Consider the following 22,634-nt stretch of genomic DNA (forward strand, 5'->3'; position numbering starts at 1 on the left):
GAATGGCCCGGAGAACCGCAATGACCGACACCCCGCTGTCCCCCGCCGAATTCGAAGCGGCCCTGCGCGCCAAGGGCGCCTATTACCACATTCATCACCCGTATCACGTGGCGATGTATGAAGGCCGGGCCACCCGCGAGCAGATCCAGGGCTGGGTCGCCAACCGCTTCTACTATCAGGTGAACATTCCCCTGAAAGACGCAGCGATCCTCGCCAACTGCCCGGATCGCGAGATCCGCCGCGAATGGATTCAGCGCCTGCTCGACCACGACGGCGCGCCCGGTGAGGACGGCGGCATCGAAGCCTGGCTGCGTCTGGGCCAGGCCGTCGGTCTCGATCCGGATCAATTGCGTTCCCAGGAACTGGTGCTGCCCGGCGTGCGTTTCGCCGTCGATGCCTACGTCAACTTCGCCCGCCGCGCCAGTTGGCAGGAAGCTGCCAGCAGCTCTTTGACCGAACTGTTCGCGCCGCAGATCCACCAGTCGCGTCTCGACAGCTGGCCACAGCATTACCCGTGGATCGACCCGGCCGGCTACGAATATTTCCGCACCCGTCTCGGTCAGGCCCGGCGCGATGTCGAGCATGGTCTGGCGATTACGCTGGAGCACTATAAGACCCGCGAAGGTCAGGAGCGCATGCTGGAAATTCTCCAGTTCAAACTGGACATCCTTTGGAGCATGCTCGATGCCATGAGCATGGCCTACGAACTGAACCGCCCGCCGTATCACAGCGTCACCGATCAACGGGTCTGGCATAAAGGACTCGCCTTATGAGTTTCGACCGCAGCAAGACCCCGACCTGGCGTCCCGGCTACCGTTTCCAGTACGAACCGGCCCAGAAAGGCCACGTGCTGCTGTACCCGGAAGGCATGATCAAGCTCAACGAAAGTGCCGCGCTGATCGGCGGTCTGATCGACGGTGAACGGGATGTCGCGGCAATCATCGCCGAACTCGACAGACAGTTCCCCGGCGTGCCCGAGCTCAGTGACGACATCGAGCAATTCATGGAGGTTGCCCGTGCGCAACACTGGATCGAACTTGCCTGAGTCATCGGTGCAAGTCCCGGCCAAACCGGAAGTCGGCCTGCCGCTGTGGCTGCTCGCCGAGCTGACCTACCGTTGCCCGCTGCAATGCCCGTATTGCTCCAATCCGCTGGATTTCGCCGAGCAGGGCAAAGAGCTGAGCACCGAGCAGTGGATCAAGGTGTTCCGCGAAGCGCGGGAGATGGGCGCGGCGCAGCTGGGCTTTTCCGGGGGCGAGCCGCTGGTGCGCCAGGACCTCGCCGAGCTGATCCGTGAAGCGCGTCAGCTGGGTTTCTACACCAACCTGATCACCTCCGGCATCGGCCTGACCGAACAGAAGATCAGCGACTTCAAGAAGGCCGGACTCGATCACATCCAGATCAGTTTCCAGGCCAGCGACGAGCAAGTGAACAACCTGCTCGCCGGCTCGAAAAAAGCCTTCGCGCAGAAACTGGAAATGGCCCGTGCCGTAAAGGCCCACGGCTATCCGATGGTGCTGAACTTCGTCACCCATCGGCACAACATCGACAAGATCGACCGCATCATTGAGCTGTGCATCGCGCTGGAGGCCGATTTCGTCGAACTCGCCACCTGCCAGTTCTACGGTTGGGCGCAGCTCAATCGTGTTGGCCTGTTGCCGACCAAGGAACAACTGATCCGCGCCGAACGCATCACCAACGAATACCGCGCCAAGCTGGAAGCCGAAGGGCATCCGTGCAAGCTGATTTTCGTCACCCCGGACTACTACGAGGAGCGCCCGAAAGCCTGCATGAACGGCTGGGGCAGTCTGTTTCTGACAGTCACACCGGACGGCACCGCCCTGCCCTGTCATGGCGCCCGACAGCTGCCGGTACAATTTCCCAATGTGCGCGACCACAGCATGCAGCACATCTGGTACGACTCGTTCGGCTTCAACCGCTTTCGCGGCTATGACTGGATGCCCGAGCCGTGCCGCTCCTGTGACGAAAAGGAACAGGATTTCGGCGGCTGCCGCTGCCAGGCATTCATGCTCACCGGCGATGCAAGCAATGCCGATCCGGTGTGCAGCAAGTCCGAACATCACGGTGTGATCCTCAAGGCCCGCGAAGAAGCCGAGCACGCCACCCAGACCATCGAACAATTGGCCTTTCGCAATGAACGAAACTCGCGCCTCATCGCCAAAGGCTGAGCCTTTCAGCGCCACCGCCGCGGTTGCCGCCGGCGTGGACTTCGCCGAATTGCAGCTCGGCGCCCAGGGTTTGTTCTGGAATGAATATCGCCCGACAGACGCCGCGTGCCGGATCTGGCACTGGCACGATGGCGCGGAGAAATGTCTGACGCCCGCGGGTTTCAGCGTGCGCAGCCGGGTGTACGAATATGGCGGTGGGGCGTTTTGTCTGACGCCTGACGGGGTGGTTTTCGTTAACGAGGCGGATCAGCAGCTGTATCGCCAGACCCTGGATGGCGAGCCCGTGGCATTGACGTCTGGCGAGTGTCGTTATGGCGATCTGAACTACGCCGACGGGCAGGTGCTGGCCGTTGAAGAGAACGGTGATCGCCATCGGCTGGTGGCTATCGATCTGGCGAATGGCGACCGCCAAATGCTGGTTGAAGGCGCGGATTTTTATGCGTCGCCGATCATCAGTCCGGACGGTCAGCGCCTGGCGTGGATCGAGTGGAGCCGTCCGCATCAGCCGTGGACATCCACACGACTGATGCTCGCCGAGCGCTCGTCCAATGGATTTTCCGCCCCGCGTTGCGTGGCGGGTCAAACCCTTGAAGAGTCGATCCAGCAACCGCGTTTTGATGCCAATGGCCGACTGGGCTGTCTGACCGATCGTGATGGTTATTGGCAACCGTGGGTCGAGTCGGCAAACGGCTTGCAACCGTTAGCCAGCGCCGAAGCCGATCACGCTCCAGCCCCATGGCAACTTGGCGGCTGCACCTGGCTGCCCGCCGGCGAAAGCTTTCTGGCGAGCTGGAGCGAAGGCGGTTTCGGTCGTCTGGCGCTCAACGGCGAAGACTTCACCGGTGATTACAGCCGCTTCCGTCATCTGGCTGTCGATGATCAATTTGTTTACTGCATTGCCGCCTCACCGGTCAGCCCTTCAGCGGTGATCGCCATTGATCGCGAATCTCATGAGGTGAATGTCCTGGCTGGCGGTGTCGCACCGCTGCCAGCCGAGCGCATCAGCCGTCCGCAAACCCTGCGCTACCCCAGCGGTTCGGGTGAAGCACACGGTTTCTTTTACCCGGCCACGAATGGCGATGCGAAACCGCCGCTGGTGGTGTTCATCCACGGCGGCCCGACATCAGCCTGCTACCCGATGCTCGACCCGCGCATTCAGTACTGGACACAACGCGGGTTCGCCGTCGCCGACCTCAACTACCGTGGCAGCAGCGGCTATGGGCGGGAGTATCGGCAGGCGCTGCATCTGAGTTGGGGCGCGGTGGACGTCGAGGACGCGTGTGCGGTCGTGGCCTACCTTAATGGTCGCGACATGATCGACGGTGATCGTGCATTCATCCGTGGCGGCAGCGCCGGTGGTTACACGACGCTATGTGCCCTGGCGTTCCATCAGGTATTTCGCGCCGGCGCCAGCCTGTACGGCGTCAGCGACCCGGTGGCCCTGGCCCGCGCAACACACAAGTTCGAAGGCGATTACCTGGACTGGCTGATCGGAGATCCCGAGAAAGATGCCGAACGCTACACCGCCCGCACGCCGTTGCTGCACGCAGGCAACATTCGCGTACCGGTGATCTTCTTCCAAGGTGAGCTGGACGCCGTGGTCGTGCCGCAACAGACCCGCGACATGGTCGCGGCCCTGGAGCAAAACGGCATTGAGGTCGAAGCGCATTACTACGCCGATGAACGTCACGGCTTCCGCCGGGCCGCCAATCAGGCCCATGCGCTGGAGCAGGAATGGCGGTTCTACCAGCGAGTGATGGGCCTGACGGATTGAGACTCAGCGCTTGGCGATGATGTACACCGCGTGCACGATCCCCGGGATGTAACCGCACAACGTCAGCAGAATGTTCAGCCAGAACGCGCCGCCGAACCCGACCTGCAGAAACACACCCAGTGGCGGCAACAGAATGGCGATGATGATGCGGATAAAGTCCATGGGGAAGCTCCTGATTGGGGGTTGGCTCACCTGAGCCATACAAGCTAATCGACCTGTGCCGTTTGTCAGGGTTCAGTGCTATCGCCAGACAGAGTGCGCAAGACCACTCAAGCCAGTATTTGCAGACCGTGTTTCTGCACAATGCTGAGCAGCTTCAAAGCCATTCCGCTTGGATGCTTATCCCCTGATTCCCATTGTTTGACGGTCGATGCGCTGGTGTTCAAATAACGTGCGAACACTGGCTGGCTGACATTGTTGCGCTCACGCAACGCCTTGATCTGCTCCGCAGGAATCGCATCCGGGACCGCTGCAAGGCACGACTCATCAAACTCACGCATCGTTGCCTTGCTGATAGCGCCGACTGCATGCAGAGCACTGGCCGACTCGTGCACTGATTCAAATACGTCACTCTTGAATTTTTTACTCATGAGTTATCTCCACGAACGCCCGCCTTTGGCCAGAACGATCGAACGGTAGCGATTTTCTTTCAGGCGCTTCTTCCAGACTCCGCCTCCCAGATTGTCCGCCTGCCCATCAAGCATCTCGGCAAAAGCCTCGCGAAGCTCGTCGTCGGTGATCCATGCTTTGCTGGCCTGTATCGCAAAACCTTTTGTCTTGAACAACCTGAACGACATCGGTATCCCTTCCAAAAAAACATACCACTCAGTGGTATAGATTACAAAGCCTGTCTTTCGACGAGGGTGTTCTGCCGGCTTCGGCAATCCTTGCCGAAGCCGGCTAAATAAACACTGCAGCGGCGGTCCCTCAAGCAATAAACCGCAATGGAAAAATCCGGCCACAAAAAAACGCCCCACGCCAAAAGAATCAGGCGTGGGGCGTGCGTTATACCGCGAGACGGTTCTTGAATTCGGGTGGGAAACTTCAGCTCAGACGGCAATTCCCTTGCGGCATTGCAATTGCGCGGTGCGGACCCGGGAGAAGGCGCGGGCCAGACGCAGGAGCATTTCGTCGATGTTGGCCTTGCTGACGTTGAGCGCCGGGGTGAAGCGCAGGCAGTTGGCTTGCGGGGCGTTGAGCAGCAAACCTTCGTGAAGTGCGGCTTTGACGACGGCCTCGGCGGAGTCTTCCGACAGGATCAGTCCCCAGAACAGCCCTTGCCCGCGCAACTCGCCATGTTCATAACGATGGGCCAGACGGGCGAGCCCTTCGCGCAGATGCTGGCCGTTGTCCCGGATCTGTTCGAGGAAGGCGCGGTCCTGCACGCTGTCGAGCACCACCAGGCCGGCGGCGGTCATCAGCGCGTTGCCGTGATGCGTACCGCCCAATTCGCCGGGTTCGAAACAGCAGGCCTTGCCTCGCGCCAGCAACGCGGCCAACGGCACGCCACCGCCGAGGCCTTTGCCGAGCACGACGATATCGGCGCGCACCCCGTAGGACTGTTCGGCGAGCAAGGTGCCGCAGCGGCCGATACCCGTCTGCACCTCGTCGAGAATCAGCAGAATCCCCAGCTCCCGGCACAGACGTTCGACACCCTTGAGGTAATGCTCGGTCGCCGGGATTACTCCGGCATCGCTCTGGATCGGTTCAAGCATGATCGCCACGGTCTGCGCATCAACAGCCGCATGCAGCGCCGGCAGGTCATTGAACGGCACCAGATCGAAACCCGGCAGCAGCGGCGCGAAGCGGTTGTGCAGGTTGCAACTGTCCGACGCCGAAATCGTCGCCAGACTACGTCCGTGGCAGCCTTGTCTGGCGACAATGATCCGCGAAGCGCCACCGCGATGCAGTTGACCCCATTTGCGCGCCAGTTTGATCGCCGCTTCACAGGCCTCACTGCCGCTGTTGAGCAGGTGCGCCTGATCGCTGGCAGTGCTGGCACACAGGCGCTCGGCAAGGCTGAGCATGCCGCGGTTGTGCAGATTGAAACCGGGATTGATCAGGGCCTGGGCCTGGCTGGCGATGGCCTTGACCAGCGCCGAAGGGCTGTGGCCGAGGCTGTTGGCGCCGCCGGCCTGGGAAAAGTCCAGGTAGGCGCGGTCATAGCTGTCCCATAGCCAGGAGCCCTGGCCGCGAACGAATACCTGCCGCGGGCGCTCGACGCTGGGCATCAGACGCTCGGCATTCAGGCCATCAGCGACGTTCGATTCTTGGGTTTCAAAAGCCAGGTCATCTAGGCTCGGCGTCTGGCGCCGCAAACTGAACAGATTCATTGAAAAAAACCTCGCTCGAGGTTTTTTGAACTGCCTATGTAAAGACTTTCGAAACAAACGCTGGTCATGGCGCTTTCCGGCCCTGTAAGCCTTGTGAATGCGGTTAGACTAGGCCGGTTCACGGCGTCGAGCCATTTCGATTTCTCAGCATTTTCGATAAGTGTTACTTATGGATTTCAAACAACTGCGTTATTTCGTCGCGGTCTACGAAGAAGGGCATGTCGGACGCGCCGCCGAGCGCCTGTCGATCTCTCAGCCCGCGCTGTCCCAGCAGATTCGCCACCTGGAACAAAACCTCGACGTCACCCTGTTCGAACGCAGCAGCAAACGCCTGTTGCCGACCCTCGCCGCCCATACCTTGTACAACCACGCCCTGCCGCTGCTCGACGGCATGCAGCGGGCGCGCGAGGCGCTGGGCAACTTCAAGGGTCAGGCACTGCGCACATTGGCGATAGGCGTGCTACAGACCGTGCACACCAGCCTGGTGCCGCAAATGCTCGAGCGAGTGCGCAAGGCCCAGCCGCATCTGGTGGTACAGATTTATGAATTGACCGGGCTTGAGATCGAGCGGCGCCTGCTCAACGGCTCACTGGATATCGGCATCAGCTATTTGCCGCCACGCCAACCCGGTCTGCACGGCGTGATGCTGTACGAAGATGAGCTGACGCTGGTCATCCCGGCGGATCATCCGCTGCGGGAATTCAAGAAAGTCTCGATGAGCCAGGCCGCCGAATTGCCGATGCTGCTATTAGGCGAAGAATTTCAGATCCGTCAGATCTGGCAGGCCCAACTGGCCAGCCTCGGACGTCGCCCGCAAGTGCAGGCCGAGCTGAACAACATGGTGGGGATTCTAGACAGCCTGCCGCATACGCGTCTGGCGACGGTGCTACCCGGTCGTTCGCAAAAGGAGTACGACGATCAGGATCTGTTGTGGAAACCGTTGAGTGAGCCGCGTGTACCGTTGAAGGTCGGGCTGGTGTGTCGCGATGTGCAACGCCAGCAGGCGCCATTGGCCTTGCTGCGAACGTTGCTGGAAGAGGTGATGCAGCGTGAGGACAAACCGCTGAAAGGTGCGCCGCCGCTGGACGCGCTGAGCTGAAAACTTTTCTGCGGGCATAAGAAAACCCCGCCGAAGCGGGGCTTTGCAGACTGTTTCCCTGACATCCATTTCACTCCGCCACCCTGGCAGAATCCTACGTGTCCGTGTTGTTGCTTTGCGCTTCCTGCGCGACGTCCATGGAAAGTAGATTAGCTCTGGATCCAATCCACGCCTATGGGAGAACAGCAGCACGTCATGTAAGCGATCGCTTACATGACGTTACATCATCAGAACTGCGCAGCGTCCAGCAGGAACAGCGACTCGCTGCCAGCCTTGACCGACGCACTCAGCGAGTGAATCCGCGGCAGCAGACGGGCGAAATAGAACCGTGCCGTGCCGAGTTTGCTCGCGTAGAAATCGTCCTGCGCTTCTTTGCCCAGCGATGCCTTGGCCATCAGCGCCCACATGTAGGCGTAAGCGGTGTAGCCAAACACTTGCAGGTACTCGACCGACGCCGCGCCGATTTCGTTCGGGTTGGTTTTCGCCCGGTCCAGCAGCCATGAGGTCAACTCGTTGAGGGTGTCGACAGCGTCATTCAGCGGTTTGGTGAACTCGCCCAGATCGGCACTGGCGGTCGCAGTGAAATGGCGGATCTCGTCGGCGAACAGCTTGTAGAACGCGCCGCCGCTGCCGACGATCTTGCGACCCACCAGGTCCAGCGCCTGAATGCCGTTGGTGCCTTCGTAGATCTGCGTGATGCGCACATCCCGCACCAGTTGCTCCTGGCCCCACTCGCGGATGTAGCCGTGGCCGCCGAAGATTTGCTGACCGTGGACGGTGGTTTCCAGACCCAGATCGGTCAGGAACGCCTTGGCCACTGGCGTCAGCAAGGCCACCAGATCTTCCGCACGCTTGCGGGTCGCGGCGTCTTCGCTGAACTTGGCGGTGTCGAGCTGCATCGCCACGTAAGTGGAGAACGCACGGCCGCCTTCGTTCGAGGCTTTCATGGTCAGCAACATGCGACGCACGTCCGGGTGAACGATGATCGGGTCGGCGACCTTGTCCTTGTTCTGCGCGCCGGTCGGCGAACGGCTTTGCAGGCGGTCGCGGGCGTATTCGATGGCGTTCTGGTACGAGCGCTCGCCGGTGGCCAGGCCCTGGATACCGACGCCCAGACGCTCGTAGTTCATCATGGTAAACATCGCCGCCAGGCCCTTGTTCGGCTCGCCGACCAGGTAACCCACGGCTTCGTCGAAGTTCATCACACAGGTGGCAGAGGCCTGGATGCCCATCTTGTGTTCGATCGAACCGCAGTTCGCCGGGTTGCGCGCGCCCAGGCTGCCATCGGCATTGACCATGAACTTCGGCACCAGGAACAGCGAAATGCCTTTCGGCCCCGCCGGTGCGTCCGGCAGTTTGGCCAGCACCAGGTGGATGATGTTTTCGGTCAGGTCATGCTCACCGCCGGTGATGAAGATCTTGGTGCCGCTGACCTTGTAGGAACCGTCGGCCTGAGGTTCGGCCTTGGTGCGAATGATGCCCAGGTCGGTGCCGGCGTGCGGCTCGGTCAGGCACATGGAACCGGCCCAGACACCGGCGTACATGTTCGGCAGGTAAGCGGCTTTCAGTTCTTCGCTGGCGTGGGCGTTGATCGACAGGCAGGCGCCGGCGGTCAGCATCGGATACAGACCGAAGGCCAGGCTGGCGGAGTTGACCATCTCTTCGACCTGGGCCGATACGGCTTTTGGCATGCCCATGCCGCCGTAGGCCGGATCACCGCCAACACCGACCCAGCCGCCTTCGGCATAAGTCTGGTAGGCCTGTGGGAAACCGGCCGGCGTGGTGACGGCACCGTCGGCCCAGTGGCAGCCTTCTTCGTCGGCGGCACGGCTCAGGGGCGCGATGCTTTTGCTGGTGACCTTGCCGGCCTCTTCGAGAATGGCTTCGACGGTTTCCGCGTCCACTGTTTCGGCCAGTGCCGGCAGTTCCGCCCAGAGTTTGGCGACTTCGAACACTTCATTGAGGACGAAGCGCATATCGCGCAGCGGCGCTTTGTAGTCAGCCATGGCAAACCTCGCAAAGATCTAAACAGGTGATTCGTGGAAGGATGTTTTCGTTGAGCTGGAGTGTAACCCAACAACTTTTGCGACACATAGGGTCAGGCAGTGACTGTTTTGTTATTTTTAGTCACCAGCCACTCACCATAAAGAAGCCCGCAATCAGCGGGCTCTTTTGTTTAACAGGCACGCGTTACAGCGCGAACAACTGGGCCGGCAGCTTCATCAGGCAATCGCTGCCCGCCTCGATCGCCGAACGATGTGCCGCGGTGCGCGGCAACAGACGCTTGAAGTAAAACTCGCACGTCGCCAGTTTGCCCTGGCAGAAATCGCCATCCCCCTCGCCCGCCTCCAGCTGCGCCTGAGCGACCAGCGCCATGCGCAGCCACAGATAGCCGAGAACGATGTAACCGCTGTACATCAGGTAATCCACCGACGCGGCGCCGACTTCATCCGGATTTTTCATCGCGGCCATACCGACCTTCATGGTCAGCTCGCCCCACTGCTGATTGAGACCATCAAGCTGCGCGACAAACCCGCCCAACTGCGCATTCCCGGCGTTGGCGGCGCAGAACTTGTGGACGATTTTGGTGAAGTTGCGCAGCAGCTTGCCCTGGCTGCCCAGCACCTTGCGCCCGAGCAGATCCAGCGCCTGAATGCCGTTTGTGCCCTCGTAGATCGGCGCGATGCGGCAATCACGAACCAGTTGTTCCATGCCCCACTCGCGGATAAATCCGTGGCCACCGAACACCTGCATGCCGTGGTTGGTCACCTCAAGGCCGGTGTCGGTCATGAACGCCTTGCAGATCGGGGTCAGGAACGCCAACAGGTCTTCAGCTTCCTGACGCGCCTCGGCGTCCGGGCTCAGGTGCGCGACATCGAGCATTTGCGCGGTGAAATAGGTCAGCGCGCGGTTGCCTTCGTTGAAGGCTTTCATGGTCAGCAGCATGCGTCGCACGTCCGGGTGGACGATGATCGGGTCGGCCGGTTTGTCCGGAGCTTTGGCGCCGGTCAAGGCACGCATCTGCAAGCGGTCGTTGGCGTATTTGATTGCGCCCTGAAAACTCGCTTCGCCCAGACACAGGCCCTGCATTCCCGTGCCGAGGCGCGCGTGGTTCATCATGGTGAACATGCAGTTCAGGCCTTTGTTCGGCTCGCCGATCAGGAAGCCTTTGGCGTCGTCGAAGTTCAGCACGCAGGTGGCCGAGGCCTTGATGCCCATCTTGTGCTCGATCGAGCCGCAGGAAACGCCGTTGCGCTCACCCGCCTCACCGGAGGCGTCCGGGAGAAATTTCGGCACGATGAACAGCGAAATGCCCTTGGTCCCGGCCGGTGCGTCCGGCAGTTTGGCCAGCACCAGATGAATGATGTTGTCACTCATGTCGTGCTCGCCGGCGGAGATGAAAATCTTGCTGCCGGTCACCGCATAACTGCCGTCGGCCTGCGGCACCGCGCGGGTCTTGATGATGCCCAGGTCGGTGCCGCAATGGGCTTCGGTCAGGCACATGGTGCCGGTCCACTGGCCGGCGGTGAGTTTGCGCAGATAGGTGTTTTTCTGTTCCTCGGTGCCGTGGGCATGGATCGCCGACATGGCGCCGTGGGTCAGGCCCGGGTACATGCCCCACGAAGTGTTGCTGGAGGCGACCATTTCGCTGATCACCAGCCCCAGCGAGCTTGGCAGGCCCTGGCCGCCGTAGGTCGGATCTGCCGCCAGACCGTGCCAGCCGCCTTCCACGTATTGTGCGAAGGCTTGCTTGAAGCCTGTAGGCGTTGTTACCACGCCGTTGTCGAAATGGCAGCCCTCTTCGTCGCCGCTGCGATTGAGCGGTGCCAGCACGTTCTCACAGAACTTCGCTCCCTCGTCGAGGATCGCGTTGATCATGTCCGGGCTGGCGTCGTGGGCGCCGAGGGCCGCGTACTGAGTGTGGAAGTCAAAGACGTGGTCGATCAGAAAGCGCATGTCGCGCAGGGGTGCTTTGTACTCGGGCATGGTGGCTTCTCCTTCAGCAGATTGCTTCAACCTACTGCCGGCCACCCTGCCCCACAATCACTGTCCAGACGCTGAATGCGCCGTCATCACTCAACCTGCGGCGTTGTCCATGCGCACCGCGCCACGGCGGTTCTGACCGAACGCCATCACGCAGTTTCGCCCCGCGCCCTTGGCGCTGTAGAGCGCCTGGTCGGCGGATTTCAACACTTCTTCCGGGGTGCGCTGTTCCAGACGTTCGGCCACGCCGATGCTGACCGTGACCGACACACTGGACGCGCCCGAACCCGAACGCCGCTGGCGGCCCTGCTGATCATCCTGCGGGCGACTTTCCTGATTGCGCAGCTGAATGTTGTAAGACGCAATCGACTCGCGGATGACTTCCAGATGCGGCATGCACTCTTCAAGGGTTTTGCCCGCAAACACCAGGGCGAATTCCTCACCGCCGTAGCGATACGCCCTACCGCCGCCGCTGATTTTGGACAGTTTGCTGGCGACCAGGCGCAAGACCTGATCCCCCACGTCGTGACCGTGGGTGTCGTTGAATTTCTTGAAGTGATCGACGTCGCTCATCGCCAGCACATAGTTGCGCCCCAGACGCTGCATGCGCTCGTTGAGTGCGCGGCGGCCGGGCAGGCCGGTGAGCTCGTCGCGGAAGGCCATTTGATAAGCCTCGTGCGCCACCGCCGCCGCAATCATCAGCATGACCTGGCTGCACATGATGTTCAGGGTGAACGGCAGGATGAAGGTTTTCGGCAGCATCCAGAACACCCCGAGCAACCCCACCAGTTGCGCCGCGTGCAGCGGCCGCGGGTTGCGCCAGTATTGCCAGGCCAGCAGCAGGAACGCCGAGATGAACACCGGATACGACAACTGAATCAGGCTCATCCACGCGCCGTGCAGCGCCGGCCAGCGGATCTCGGAAAGCCACATCAGCAACGCCTGCGGATAACTTTGCTCAAGCCCCAGCGCCACGCTGCCAAACGCCAGCAACACGGCAAAGCGCGCGACCATGTCCTGAAACAGATGCGTGCGTTCCTGCCATGCGGCGAATAGTCCGAACAACAGCGGCAATAGCAGACAGACCAGGTGGAACACCACGGCCGCGTCTTCACGCACCTTGCCGTTGTCGCGGTAATAGTCGGTCTGGGTATCGAGCAGGAAGTAGGCGATGTACACCGTGACCATCAGAAACAGCTCGCGCTGGCGTCGGTAAACCGCACAGTACGAACCGCCCAACAGCAGCACCAAGGTCGGCAACACGTTAAACAGCGAGGTGAAGAACACGTTGAGGTCTTTGACGTACGCAGCCGCCAACCCCGCGAGCAACAACAGCAGTGAAGGCAGGAAATGACTGAAACGTACAGCGGAAGAACGCGGCAAGGGTAAAAGCTCCGACCCGTCATGGCAAAGAGATGGCATTGTGCCTGCAATGTGGCCAGTTAAGCACACATAATGTGATCCAGATCACAGGCTGTCTCTTTAACGGCCGAAATCGGCGGTTGCTGAGGGATTCAGTAAGGTTTTTTGCGCAACGGCCGCTAGACGGCCACCATGGCCATCATTCTTGATGGCCATGGTGTGTTTTTCTGCTCAGAGATCGTTGTAGAACGGCTGCAATGGCCCCTCTGCCGCCGGCCGGCCTTCAGCACCGTAAGGCTTGAGATAGAGCGATGCGTCCATCGCCTGACGGGTCGTGACTTTCGGACTGGCCGGACGCTGGGTCACGGCATTTTCATCGCCGATGTGGCCCTGCGGAATCACCAGCGACGGATGATCGAACGGTGCGCGCTCCCAGGCCACGCGCGGATCGGTCAGGCCGACCTCCATGAATTTCACCAGCGCGTCGATTTCATCGGGCGTCAGGTTCAGCGCCGTCATGTCCGGGTCGAGGTTGGAGGTGTTGTGCTGGTTCACCGCCGGATGCTCGAAGCCGCTGGTGTTGTTGGCGTCTTCGCCGCGCCGGTCACCGCCACGGTTGTAGAACTCCATCACCTGCTTGAGCGTCGAGCGACTGCCGTTGTGGAAGTACGGGCCGGTCAGGGCGATGTTGCGCAGGGTCGGCGTCTTGAACGCGCCGTCGACCGAATCGCGGAAACCGACGTTCGGCTTGAGCGTCGCATCGCACGGAATCGCCGCACTCAATGGCGCTTCGAACGTGCAGACATCGACGTCCAGCGGATCGACCGAGCGGCCGCCCTGCAACACACTGTTGTACTGCCGGGTGAACGACCATGGATTGCCCCAGGCATCCGCGCCGCCGAGGGCCAGGTCTTCCGAGGTCGGGCGCACACCGGTGTTGTAGAAGCCGTTGTCGTAAAGAGTGGTCAGGTTGTCGGCCATCACCATCCGCTCGATGCGTTCGCGCGGATGCATCAGCAGGCGGCTGGCGGCGTTGGTCAGCTCCGGCCCGCCGTGGCAATTGACGCATTTGCCTTTGCCGAGAAACAGGTTCATGCCTTCGACCTGTTGCGCGTTCATCGCGGTGTGATCGCCTTGCAGGTAGGCATCGATCGGCGCCTGATCGGACACCAGCGTCGCCTCATACATCTGGATCGCCAGGCCGAAGAACAGCGGGAAGTTGGCCTCCATCTGGGTGTACGGCGCACCGCCCACCAGAACGTTTTGCGTGGCATTCCACAGCCGGGGCTGGAAGGCGTTCTTGATCAGCTCGCGATAGGTCGGTCGCCGTGCGCCAGACACCGGAGCCAGTACCGAATCCGTGGACGAGATCCGCTGCTGCTTGAGCATCAACGTGTCGAGCATCCTGCGGCCAATGTCGGCAAAGGTGCGGCCACCGCAGGACATTTCCACCGGGCTGCCGGGCGGGCCGACGGCTTGCGAGGCAGCTGACGCGTCATTGAGCGCCAGCCGCACTTTGGTGGCGACCGTGCTGCGTTCGCTGGTCACGTAGATCCCGGCATCCGGGTCGCGATTGCCGAACGGCGAGAAGCCGTTGAACACGTTGTTGGCCCGACCGTCCCAGAAGTTGCGCACGTTGAACGCGGCGTTGATTACCGACGGCGCGTTGCGTCCGGTGCTGCGACGTACGTTGATGCCACCGACCTGGAAAATACCGTCCGGCTGCTGAGTACATTTGTCGAAACGCGCCTGATTGGGTTTGACGAAGTTGGCGTCAAACACGCCTTGCGAGCCGACCACATCGTCCGTCGAGTACACGATGGGCGAGTTGCGCTCCAGAGGATTGCTCAGCACGTGGGTCGGGAAGTCGGTTTTCTTCAGCGTGTAGTTCGGGCCGCCCTTGCCGCCGGACAAGGTCGCGTAGGACGCCACGTCACCGGGAATGTCCGACGCCACAAACGGTTTGTTGAAGATCGACGCGACGTTGGCGTTGGTGTGCGCCTGGCCGGGGTTGAGCTGGTTGGTGATGCGGTGGTCGACGCCGGCGTGGTAGTGGCAGGACGCGCAGGCCGTGGAGCCATCACTGCCGATCTCCATGTCCCAGAACAACGCCTTGCCCAGCAGGATCGCAGCCTGACGGTTGAGCACGTAGTCGGTCATAAGGTCGACCTTGCGTCCGCCTTCGGTCCCGGACGGATCGGGGGGCACCATCCCGCGCAACGATTGCAACGAAGGCACCTCCGGCACGGGAGGATCGACCACGGCGGGGTCGGCAGCCCATGCGCTGTGGACTGCCAGCGCAACGGGTAACCAGAAGGTCAAACGAGCGAGTCGACTGATGTTCATAGGCTTCACCCTGACTGTTGTTGTTAAGTGCCGGGCGTCTTGCTTCTTTGAGCAGGCAGTTCTGGTTAGCACCGGTAAATCGGGCAGTGCAATTAATTGGCCACTCTTCTGGAAACATTTTGAATCAATAAGCGCAGGGGGTTCGGCTAAGGAGTGGCTTCATCAATGCTGGGGAATCAGCCCCGGGATTGGGGAAATCCGGGCACAAAAAAACCGCTGCCCCCGAGGGAGCAGCGGTTTTTTGAAGGACCGCGTTAAGGCTTAGTAGCCCAGTGCGAAATCTTCTTCTTTCATGTCCATCAGGTTGTTGGCGCCCGACAGCATGGTGGCCACGTGCGTACGGGTACGCGGCAGGATGCGCTGGAAGTAGAAGCGCGCGGTTTGCAGCTTGGCGGTGTAGAACGCCTCGTCGGTGGTGCCGGCAGCCAGTTTTTCAGCGGCCAGACGCGCCATGTCAGCCCAGAAATAGGCCAGGCAGGCGTAACCGGAGTACATCAGGTAGTCCACGGAGGCCGCGCCGACTTCTTCGCGATCTTTCATGGCGGCCATACCGACCTTCATGGTCAGCTCGCCCCACTCTTTGTTCAGTGCAGCCAGCGGTGCGACGAATTCTTTGACGGCTTCGTTGCCTTCGTTGTTCTGGCAGAACTTGTGGACGATCTTGGTGAAGCCTTTGAGAGCCTCGCCTTGAGTCATCAGCACTTTACGGCCCAGCAGGTCGAGTGCCTGGATGCCGGTGGTGCCTTCGTACAGCATCGAGATGCGGCTGTCGCGAACGTTCTGCTCCATGCCCCACTCGGCGATGAAGCCGTGGCCACCGTAGATCTGCACGCCGTGGTTGGCGGATTCGAAACCGACTTCGGTCATGAACGCTTTGGCGATCGGAGTCATGAAGGCCAGCAGTGCGTCGGCTTTCTTCTTCTCTTCTTCGTCCACGCCGTATTTGACGATGTCGACCTGTTTGGCCGTGAAGTACACCATCGCACGGTTGCCTTCGGCGAATGCCTTCATGGTCAACAGCATGCGGCGTACGTCTGGGTGAACGATGATCGGGTCAGCGGCCTTGTCCGGCGCTTTCGGGCCAGTCAGGGAACGCATTTGCAGGCGATCGCGAGCGTATTTCAGGCCGCCCTGGAAGCCGATTTCGGCGTGAGCCAGACCTTGCAGCGCGGTACCCAGACGTGCGGTGTTCATGAAGGTGAACATGCAGTTCAGGCCTTTGTTCGCCGGGCCGATCAGGAAACCGGTCGCGCCGTCGAAGTTCATCACGCAGGTCGCGTTGCCGTGGATGCCCATCTTGTGTTCGATCGAACCGCAGGTCACGGCGTTGCGTGCACCGACGGTGCCGTCGGCGTTCGGCAGGAACTTGGGAACGATGAACAGCGAGATGCCCTTGGTGCCGGCCGGTGCGTCCGGCAGGCGGGCCAGCACGATGTGGACGATGTTATCGGCCATGTCGTGTTCACCGGCCGAGATAAAGATCTTGGTGCCGGAAACTTTGTAGGAACCGTCGGCCTGAGGTTCGGCCTTGGTGCGCAGCATGCCCAGGTCGGTGCCACAGTGCGGTTCGGTCAGGCACATGGTGCCGGTCCATTCGCCGGAGACCAGTTTGGTCAGATAGGCTTCTTGCTGCTCTGGAGTACCGTGCTCGGAGATCGTGTTCATCGCGCCGTGCGACAGGCCCGGGTACATGCCCCACGACCAGTTGGCTTCGCCGACCATCTCGCTGACTGCCAGACCCAGCGACTCAGGCAGGCCCTGACCGCCATGCTCGACGTCATGGGCCAGGCTCGGCCAGCCGCCTTCCACGAATTGCTTGTAGGCCTCTTTGAAGCCGGTCGGGGTTTTCACGCCGGACTCGCTCCAGGTGCAGCCTTCGGTGTCACCCACGCGGTTCAGCGGTGCCAGCACCTGCTCACAAAACTTGGCGCCCTCTTCGAGAATGGCGTCAACCATGTCCGGCGTTGCCTCTGCGCACGCTGGAAGGCTCTGATAGTGCGCTTCGTAGCCGAGCAGTTCGTCACGAACGAAGCGAATATCACGCAAGGGGGCCTTGTAGTCAGGCATAGCGATAAACCTCTGCTGATGTAACCGGGAATGAAAGACCGCGTTGATTTGTTGTGACGGTCAAACAGTTGTTTGAAACATACGTTTACTCCGAAATCTTGTCAAGCGTCGCCCTTTTGCCGTTCGTCAGGCGTAAAGCCTTCGTCCGGATGAAACTACCCGCCATCGGCCTCAAAAGCATATTTATTGGCTCCGAAAGAATGTCGGACTGTCAGTTTTTACAGGATAAAAATCGTTCCAAAACCTGTGTACTGACTATCGCGGACACCTCTCTAGACATGGTGGCCTGAGGAAATCTTTCAGTAGGAGAACAAAATGGAAATCAAGGCTGGTGATAACAATCACACTCACGCTCCCGGTAATCTCGACCTTACCTTCGGAACCGAAGGCCGCATCGAGATCGACGAAAGAGGTACAGCAAACTCAACCATCTCCGATAAAGACGGCAAACTGGTTGTTGTCTCACATATCAGCGACCGGTTTCGCCTGTCGCGTTACCTCGTCGACGGCACTAAAGATGACTCATTCGAGGAGAGGACCTGGAACTTCGAAGATGGCGACCAATCCACGCCGCAGCGTGTATTGCTCCAGGAAGATGGAAAAATTCTGGTCATCGGGGAGTCGCTGAAAGCCGACGCCGTGAGACCCGCTGTCACCCTTTTCAACCCCAGCGGTAGTCCCGATTTGGTGTTCGGCCGCAGAGTCATTACTACTGGTCCAGAAGGTGCAACCCCTTCACGGTCACCCTACAAGTTTGCAGATGGCTGCCTGCAAAAAGGTCAGAAGATACTTATTGCAGCGACCTACACACTTCCGTCAGGCCCTTTGAGCAGGCTTTTTTGTCTGCAAGCTGATGGCGAGACTGACAAGAGTTTTGGCGGTGGCAGCGGATTCATCGATATCAGGCTCCACGGACTCGACAGTTATGCCAACAATGTCCAGATCCAAGGCAATGGCAGCATTATCGTGGCAGGTAGCTGGAGATACGTCGATCAACAACAGAGGACACGCACCGTGGCTCGTTACACGGATGAGGGCATTCTGGACTATACCTTTGGCCAGGCAGGCTATACCGATGTCGTAGTGGCCGGCGAACGAGGAACCGAATCGCAGATTCAGGAGCTTGTCTGGGCCGATATCGTCTCTCGGGTTGCTATCCAGGATGATGACAAAATCATCATCGCCGGCTATGCGAAGGGCTCTGACGGGAACAACAGGGGTCTACTTGCCAGACTCGAAAAAGACGGCAGCATTGATGAAAACTTCAATAAGGGGGTACCTCTGCTAATTTCTGGCTCAATGGATGCCATGGACTTTTACTCGATCGGGATAGATCCGAATGGCAAAATCGTGGCCGTGGGCAGCGGTAACCTCGCAGGCACGTTAATGGAAGTTTACGAGCGGATTAGCAAAAACGGAGTAAGAGAGAATTTCTGGAGCGGATACAGTATCGGTACCTGTACTGATGTGACGATCCAACCGGGAGGGCGAGTTATCATTTCAGGGAGTTCCGGGAATAATCACAGCACTCGCTTTCCAAGAATATGGGGCCGCTTGGGCGCCTGATACCTTTTTCTGCCACGCTCGTACGCTCAATGGGCGCAGCTATTGAACTTAAGCATGAAGGGATATCGATATGTCGCCAAGTCAAACGATCAGGCAAACGTATCGATGATCGTACCGAGCATTTCATCGGAAGCCTTGGCGACTTTCACGCCCAGTTCCGCCTGAAACTTGCCTTGGGCCATTTCGACCATGTTGCTCGCCAGGTCCGATTGCTGGGCGCGATCCACGGAACGCAGACGATCGACCTGTACTTCCGAAGACTGGCTGGTAACCGAACGCTCGATGGTGCTGCTGGCGATCTGACTGGCGGCCTGATCGACGCGGTTCTGCCCGGTCTGAATGGTGCTCAGACCTGCATAAAAAGCTGTGTTTCCGGAGATTTCCATGGGAGCTCTCATCCTTGGGAAGGATCAATGGGTGCCATTGAACCAGAGGCGTCAGAAAAACACCCGTCAAAAACACTAATGGCACAGTGCCTTGTCATAGCCAAAATCAGTCGAGCAGATCCAGTTGCAAGTGATCGGCGACCGCTTCGGCGCTGACCGCCTTGAGCTTCGGCACCCGCCCCAGGCACGGCGCCGGAATCCGCTCGGCAAGTGTCGCCAGGTTTTCCTCCAGCCGCGACGTCTTCGGATCAATGATGTTCGCCACCCACCCCGCCAGTTGCAGCCCGTCCCGGGCAATCGCCTCGGCCGTCAGCAACGCATGGCTGATGCAACCCAGGCGCACACCGACCACCAGAATCACCGGCAGCTTCAGCGCAATCGCCAGATCCGACAGATTGTCCTGATCCGCCAACGGCACCCGCCAGCCGCCCGCGCCTTCGATCAACGTGAAGTCGGCGTTCATGGCCAGAATCTCGCGCATCGGCGCCAGCAACGATTGCACGGTCAGTGCCACGCCCGCTTCGCGCGCTGCCAGATGCGGCGCGATGGCCGGCTCAAACGCCACCGGGTTGACCTGTTGATAGGTCAGCGGCAACGAGCATTCGGCCTGCAACGCCAGCGCATCGGAATTGCGCAAACCTCTGGGCGTCACCACACAACCGGACGCCACCGGTTTGCCCGCCGCCGTACTCAGCCCCGCCGACCGCGCAGCGTGCAGCAACCCGGCGGCGACGGTGGTCTTGCCGACGTCAGTGTCGGTTCCGGTGATGAAATAGGCTGCGCTCATAAGGGTTTCTCCAACACGGCGTAGACCACCTGATAGGTCGCTGGCAGCCCTTGAGGCTGACGGAACTGCTCGTAAGCCTCGACCAGCCCCAGAATCCGCGCCCGCCCGGTCAATCCACCCGGCCGGCCAGGGTTCAGGTTATGCGCGCCCAGTGCCTTGAGTTCGTGGGTCAGGCTGCGCACATCCGGGTAATGCAGCACATGCGGCCGGTTCTCCAGACAAACACCGCGCAAACCACTGGCCGCGCACAATTGCTCATAGCGGGCGAATTCGCGGAAGCGGTTGACGTGCACCAGACCATCGACCTGACGCCAGCTGTCTCGCAATTCGTACAGCGTCCCTACACAAAGACTAGCAAACGCGAAAATCCCCCCCGGTTTCAGCACCCGAAACGCTTCGCCGAGCACCGCTTCGAAGTCCGCGCACCACTGCACGGCGAGGCTGGAGAAGATCAGATCGCAGGTCGAATCCTGTAACGGCAAACGTTCGGCATCGCCAGCAATAAAGTGCATGGCCCCACCCAACGGCCGCGCGTGATTGAGCATGCCCTCGGCGATATCCAGCGCCAGCCCCTCACCAAATCGCTCGGCCAGCGCCCGGGTGAAATACCCGGTGCCGCAGCCGAGATCCAGCCAGCGTGACGGCAGAAAATCCACCGGCAAGCGATTCATCAACTGCGTACCGACATCGCGCTGCAACTCGGCGACGCTGTCATAGCTGGCCGCTGCGCGAGAAAAAGAAGCTGCGACCTGGCGCTTGTCAGGCAAGCCGCCGGGCAACGCCGCAACAGACAAATCAGTCATCACCGCACTCACTCAAAAACGCCTGGATCGCACCCGCCACACCGTGGGGGTCTTCCAGAAGAAACGCATGGCTGGCCTGCTCGATCAGACCGACCTCGACATCCGCCAGCAACGCGAACAACTCGCCCGCGGCCTCCGCCGGCACCAGCCCGTCCAGCCCGCCAAACAAATGCAGTTGCGGGCCGCGAAATGCCTGCAAGGCTTCGCGTGTATCGATCTGCGCCAACAATTCCAGACCGGCCATCAAAGCGGCCGACGAAGTGTTCGGCGCGCCGCCGAGCAACAGCCGCGACAAGCCGCGCGCGTCTTGCGCGCCCTGGGCGCACAGCAGCGAGAATCGCTTGAGGGTCGTGCGCGGATCGGCGCTGCAGCCGGCCAGAAACGCATCCAAGGTCTCGCCGGGCATCGCGCTCGGCCATTGTTCATGGGCGACAAACGAAGGATTGCTCGCCAGGGTCAGCAAGCCGCAGCAATGTTCGCCACGCCGCGCCGCCAGCTCGGAAGCGAGCATGCCACCCAGCGACCAGCCGCCGAGCCAGGCATCTTCGGGGATGCGCTCATCGAGCTCGTCGAGCCAGTCGTTCAGATCGCTGGAGTCCAGCTCCGGCAACGGCTCGATATCGACCTGCAGATGTTCGTTGAGTCCGCGCAACGCAGCGGCCAGCGGCTCCAGCGGCGAAACGCCGAGGCCCCAACCCGGTAGCAGAATCAGGCGATCACGCATGGCTTGGCTCCGACTTGAGTTGCGCAAAGCAATCGGCCAGTCCTTCTAACAATAGCTGCACCTGCGCCTCGCTGTGGGCGGCGGTCAGCGTCACCCGCAACCGCGCGCTGCCGGCAGGCACGGTCGGCGGGCGGATTGCGGTGACCATCAGCCCACGCTCACGCAGCATCTGCGACAGACGCACGGCGCGACCGGCATCGCCGATCAGGATCGGCTGAATCGGCGTGAAGCTCTCCATCAGTTCCAGGCCGATCTGTTCGGCGCCGTGGCGGAACTGGCGGATCAGCGTCTGCAAATGCTCGCGACGCCAGTGTTCGCTGCGCAGCAGTTCCAGACTTTTCAAGGTTGCGCAGGCCAGCGCCGGCGGTTGGCTGGTGGTGTAGATGTACGGGCGGGCGAACTGGATCAGGCTTTCAATCAGCTCTTCACTGCCCGAGACGAACGCACCCGCCGTGCCGAACGCTTTGCCGAGGGTGCCGACCAGCACCGGCACATCCTCCTGGCTCAAACCGAAATGCTCGACGATCCCGCCACCGTTCGACCCCAGCGGACCGAAACCGTGGGCGTCGTCGACCATCAGCCAGGCGCCTTTCGCTTTGGTTTCCCGGGCCAGCGTCGGCAGATCGGCAAGGTCGCCGTCCATGCTGAATACGCCGTCAGTGACCACCAGTGTATTGCCGGTGGCTTTTTCCAGGCGCTTGGCGAGGCTGTCGACGTCGTTGTGCAGATAACGATTGAAGCGCGCGCCGGACAACAATCCGGCATCCAGCAACGAGGCATGATTGAGCCGGTCTTCCAGCACCGTATCGCCCTGCCCGACCAGTGCGGTGACCGCGCCGAGGTTGGCCATGTAACCGGTAGTGAACAACAGCGCGCGCGGCCGTCCGGTGAGATCCGCCAGGGCTTCTTCCAATTCGTGATGCGGGCCGCTGTGGCCGATCACCAGATGCGAAGCACCGCCACCGACGCCCCACTTCGACGCACCGGCGCGCCAGGCCTCGATCACTTGCGGATGATTGGCCAGGCCCAGGTAATCGTTGTTGCAGAACGCCAGCAACGGCTGACCGTCGACCACCACTTCCGGCCCTTGTGGGCTTTCAAGCAGCGGTCGCTGGCGGTAGAGATTTTCGGCACGACGGGCAGCAAGGCGTGCGGCGAGATCGAAAGACATGCAAGCCTCACGGGTGGCAAATGAATCAGCAGGCGCCGCCCGA

At 60.7% G+C, this 22,634-nt stretch carries 19 protein-coding genes and 1 pseudogene; 6 read left to right on the top strand and 14 right to left on the bottom strand.

Annotated features, from left to right (window positions below):
* The first annotated feature begins 20 nt into the window (after positions 1-20).
* From pqqC to ACM6JM_RS00570, 4 genes are read left to right on the top strand one after another with little or no spacing between them, the layout of a single operon-like run.
* A complete protein-coding gene (pqqC, locus tag ACM6JM_RS00555; RefSeq protein WP_414881140.1) occupies positions 21-773 on the top strand; it encodes a pyrroloquinoline-quinone synthase PqqC in 753 nt (250 codons plus the stop codon).
* Positions 770-1,045 carry a pyrroloquinoline quinone biosynthesis peptide chaperone PqqD gene (gene pqqD / locus ACM6JM_RS00560; protein ID WP_414881141.1) on the top strand — a complete coding sequence of 92 codons (276 nt, stop codon included), beginning with the start codon at positions 770-772 and terminating at the stop codon, positions 1,043-1,045. Before pqqC ends, pqqD begins: the two co-directional genes overlap by 4 nt.
* A complete protein-coding gene (pqqE, locus tag ACM6JM_RS00565; RefSeq protein WP_414881142.1) occupies positions 1,017-2,189 on the top strand; it encodes a pyrroloquinoline quinone biosynthesis protein PqqE in 1,173 nt (390 codons plus the stop codon). The genes pqqD and pqqE overlap by 29 nt, the downstream gene beginning before the upstream one ends.
* Positions 2,155-3,963, top strand: coding sequence for a S9 family peptidase (locus tag ACM6JM_RS00570; protein ID WP_414881143.1), 1,809 nt, complete (start codon positions 2,155-2,157; stop codon positions 3,961-3,963). The genes pqqE and ACM6JM_RS00570 overlap by 35 nt, the downstream gene beginning before the upstream one ends.
* Positions 3,964-3,966: 3 nt before the next feature.
* Here the strand turns inward: ACM6JM_RS00570 and ACM6JM_RS00575 are convergent, their stop codons facing one another.
* From ACM6JM_RS00575 to ACM6JM_RS00590, 4 genes and pseudogenes are all read right to left on the bottom strand, one after another.
* The gene (locus ACM6JM_RS00575) at positions 3,967-4,125 is read right to left on the bottom strand and encodes a YqaE/Pmp3 family membrane protein (protein WP_003228885.1); all 159 of its coding nucleotides are present in this window, start codon (positions 4,123-4,125) and stop codon (positions 3,967-3,969) included.
* Positions 4,126-4,232: 107 nt separating this feature from the next.
* Positions 4,233-4,553, bottom strand: coding sequence for a helix-turn-helix domain-containing protein (locus tag ACM6JM_RS00580; RefSeq protein WP_039768053.1), 321 nt, complete (start codon positions 4,551-4,553; stop codon positions 4,233-4,235).
* Between the two features lie 9 nt (positions 4,554-4,562).
* Positions 4,563-4,760, bottom strand: a pseudogene (locus tag ACM6JM_RS00585) (type II toxin-antitoxin system RelE/ParE family toxin); the annotation flags it as partial.
* Positions 4,761-5,012: 252 nt separating this feature from the next.
* Positions 5,013-6,296: an aspartate aminotransferase family protein gene (locus tag ACM6JM_RS00590; RefSeq protein WP_414881144.1), complete on the bottom strand. Its 1,284-nt coding sequence runs from the start codon at positions 6,294-6,296 to the stop codon at positions 5,013-5,015.
* 169 nt (positions 6,297-6,465) lie between these two features.
* Here ACM6JM_RS00590 and ACM6JM_RS00595 point away from each other — a divergent pair, with 169 nt between their 5' ends.
* Complete coding sequence (locus ACM6JM_RS00595) at positions 6,466-7,395, top strand: LysR family transcriptional regulator (RefSeq protein WP_064380308.1); 930 nt, start codon at positions 6,466-6,468, stop codon at positions 7,393-7,395.
* A gap of 227 nt (positions 7,396-7,622) precedes the next feature.
* Here ACM6JM_RS00595 and ACM6JM_RS00600 read toward each other — a convergent pair whose 3' ends face one another.
* From ACM6JM_RS00600 to ACM6JM_RS00620, 5 genes are all read right to left on the bottom strand, one after another.
* The gene (locus ACM6JM_RS00600; RefSeq protein WP_414881145.1) at positions 7,623-9,401 is read right to left on the bottom strand and encodes an acyl-CoA dehydrogenase C-terminal domain-containing protein; all 1,779 of its coding nucleotides are present in this window, start codon (positions 9,399-9,401) and stop codon (positions 7,623-7,625) included.
* 184 nt (positions 9,402-9,585) lie between these two features.
* Positions 9,586-11,382, bottom strand: coding sequence for an acyl-CoA dehydrogenase C-terminal domain-containing protein (locus ACM6JM_RS00605; protein ID WP_414881146.1), 1,797 nt, complete (start codon positions 11,380-11,382; stop codon positions 9,586-9,588).
* Between the two features lie 90 nt (positions 11,383-11,472).
* Positions 11,473-12,762: a GGDEF domain-containing protein gene (locus ACM6JM_RS00610; RefSeq protein ID WP_007959861.1), complete on the bottom strand. Its 1,290-nt coding sequence runs from the start codon at positions 12,760-12,762 to the stop codon at positions 11,473-11,475.
* A gap of 210 nt (positions 12,763-12,972) precedes the next feature.
* Positions 12,973-15,087 carry a cytochrome-c peroxidase gene (locus ACM6JM_RS00615; protein ID WP_210709719.1) on the bottom strand — a complete coding sequence of 705 codons (2,115 nt, stop codon included), beginning with the start codon at positions 15,085-15,087 and terminating at the stop codon, positions 12,973-12,975.
* 261 nt (positions 15,088-15,348) lie between these two features.
* Positions 15,349-17,154 carry a phenylacyl-CoA dehydrogenase gene (locus tag ACM6JM_RS00620; protein WP_074692190.1) on the bottom strand — a complete coding sequence of 602 codons (1,806 nt, stop codon included), beginning with the start codon at positions 17,152-17,154 and terminating at the stop codon, positions 15,349-15,351.
* Positions 17,155-17,469: 315 nt separating this feature from the next.
* Between ACM6JM_RS00620 and ACM6JM_RS00625 the strand changes: the two genes are divergently transcribed.
* A complete protein-coding gene (locus ACM6JM_RS00625) occupies positions 17,470-18,720 on the top strand; it encodes a hypothetical protein (RefSeq protein WP_103385406.1) in 1,251 nt (416 codons plus the stop codon).
* 89 nt (positions 18,721-18,809) lie between these two features.
* Here the strand turns inward: ACM6JM_RS00625 and ACM6JM_RS00630 are convergent, their stop codons facing one another.
* From ACM6JM_RS00630 to bioF, 5 genes are all read right to left on the bottom strand, one after another.
* Positions 18,810-19,106 carry a hypothetical protein gene (locus ACM6JM_RS00630; RefSeq protein WP_007959856.1) on the bottom strand — a complete coding sequence of 99 codons (297 nt, stop codon included), beginning with the start codon at positions 19,104-19,106 and terminating at the stop codon, positions 18,810-18,812.
* A 106-nt stretch (positions 19,107-19,212) separates the two neighbouring features.
* Positions 19,213-19,893, bottom strand: a complete 681-nt coding sequence (gene bioD / locus ACM6JM_RS00635) for a dethiobiotin synthase (protein ID WP_007959854.1) — start codon at positions 19,891-19,893, stop codon at positions 19,213-19,215.
* Positions 19,890-20,696 carry a malonyl-ACP O-methyltransferase BioC gene (gene bioC, locus ACM6JM_RS00640; RefSeq protein WP_414881147.1) on the bottom strand — a complete coding sequence of 269 codons (807 nt, stop codon included), beginning with the start codon at positions 20,694-20,696 and terminating at the stop codon, positions 19,890-19,892. The genes bioD and bioC overlap by 4 nt, the downstream gene beginning before the upstream one ends.
* Entirely contained in the window at positions 20,689-21,420 is a 732-nt protein-coding gene (locus ACM6JM_RS00645; protein WP_414881148.1) for an alpha/beta fold hydrolase, read from the bottom strand. Before ACM6JM_RS00645 ends, bioC begins: the two co-directional genes overlap by 8 nt.
* Positions 21,413-22,591, bottom strand: coding sequence for an 8-amino-7-oxononanoate synthase (bioF, locus tag ACM6JM_RS00650; protein ID WP_414881149.1), 1,179 nt, complete (start codon positions 22,589-22,591; stop codon positions 21,413-21,415). The genes ACM6JM_RS00645 and bioF overlap by 8 nt, the downstream gene beginning before the upstream one ends.
* Positions 22,592-22,634 lie beyond the last annotated feature (43 nt).

The sequence above is a fragment of the Pseudomonas sp. IT-P2 genome, from assembly GCF_949767575.1.
Taxonomy (GTDB): domain Bacteria; phylum Pseudomonadota; class Gammaproteobacteria; order Pseudomonadales; family Pseudomonadaceae; genus Aquipseudomonas; species Aquipseudomonas pharyngis.

Excerpts from the sequence above, each read along its gene's own strand:
- bioC (WP_414881147.1), bottom strand. The coding sequence starts at position 20,696 with ATGACTGATTTGTCTGTTGCGGCGTTGCCCGGCGGCTTGCCTGACAAG.
- pqqC (WP_414881140.1), top strand. The coding sequence starts at position 21 with ATGACCGACACCCCGCTGTCCCCCGCCGAATTCGAAGCGGCCCTGCGC.
- ACM6JM_RS00600 (WP_414881145.1), bottom strand. The coding sequence starts at position 9,401 with ATGGCTGACTACAAAGCGCCGCTGCGCGATATGCGCTTCGTCCTCAAT.
- ACM6JM_RS00605 (WP_414881146.1), bottom strand. The coding sequence starts at position 11,382 with ATGCCCGAGTACAAAGCACCCCTGCGCGACATGCGCTTTCTGATCGAC.
- ACM6JM_RS00615 (WP_210709719.1), bottom strand. The coding sequence starts at position 15,087 with ATGAACATCAGTCGACTCGCTCGTTTGACCTTCTGGTTACCCGTTGCG.
- ACM6JM_RS00590 (WP_414881144.1), bottom strand. The coding sequence starts at position 6,296 with ATGAATCTGTTCAGTTTGCGGCGCCAGACGCCGAGCCTAGATGACCTG.
- ACM6JM_RS00645 (WP_414881148.1), bottom strand. The coding sequence starts at position 21,420 with ATGCGTGATCGCCTGATTCTGCTACCGGGTTGGGGCCTCGGCGTTTCG.
- ACM6JM_RS00570 (WP_414881143.1), top strand. The coding sequence starts at position 2,155 with ATGAACGAAACTCGCGCCTCATCGCCAAAGGCTGAGCCTTTCAGCGCC.
- pqqD (WP_414881141.1), top strand. The coding sequence starts at position 770 with ATGAGTTTCGACCGCAGCAAGACCCCGACCTGGCGTCCCGGCTACCGT.
- ACM6JM_RS00625 (WP_103385406.1), top strand. The coding sequence starts at position 17,470 with ATGGAAATCAAGGCTGGTGATAACAATCACACTCACGCTCCCGGTAAT.
- ACM6JM_RS00630 (WP_007959856.1), bottom strand. The coding sequence starts at position 19,106 with ATGGAAATCTCCGGAAACACAGCTTTTTATGCAGGTCTGAGCACCATT.
- ACM6JM_RS00575 (WP_003228885.1), bottom strand. The coding sequence starts at position 4,125 with ATGGACTTTATCCGCATCATCATCGCCATTCTGTTGCCGCCACTGGGT.
- bioF (WP_414881149.1), bottom strand. The coding sequence starts at position 22,591 with ATGTCTTTCGATCTCGCCGCACGCCTTGCTGCCCGTCGTGCCGAAAAT.
- ACM6JM_RS00580 (WP_039768053.1), bottom strand. The coding sequence starts at position 4,553 with ATGAGTAAAAAATTCAAGAGTGACGTATTTGAATCAGTGCACGAGTCG.
- bioD (WP_007959854.1), bottom strand. The coding sequence starts at position 19,893 with ATGAGCGCAGCCTATTTCATCACCGGAACCGACACTGACGTCGGCAAG.
- ACM6JM_RS00595 (WP_064380308.1), top strand. The coding sequence starts at position 6,466 with ATGGATTTCAAACAACTGCGTTATTTCGTCGCGGTCTACGAAGAAGGG.
- ACM6JM_RS00620 (WP_074692190.1), bottom strand. The coding sequence starts at position 17,154 with ATGCCTGACTACAAGGCCCCCTTGCGTGATATTCGCTTCGTTCGTGAC.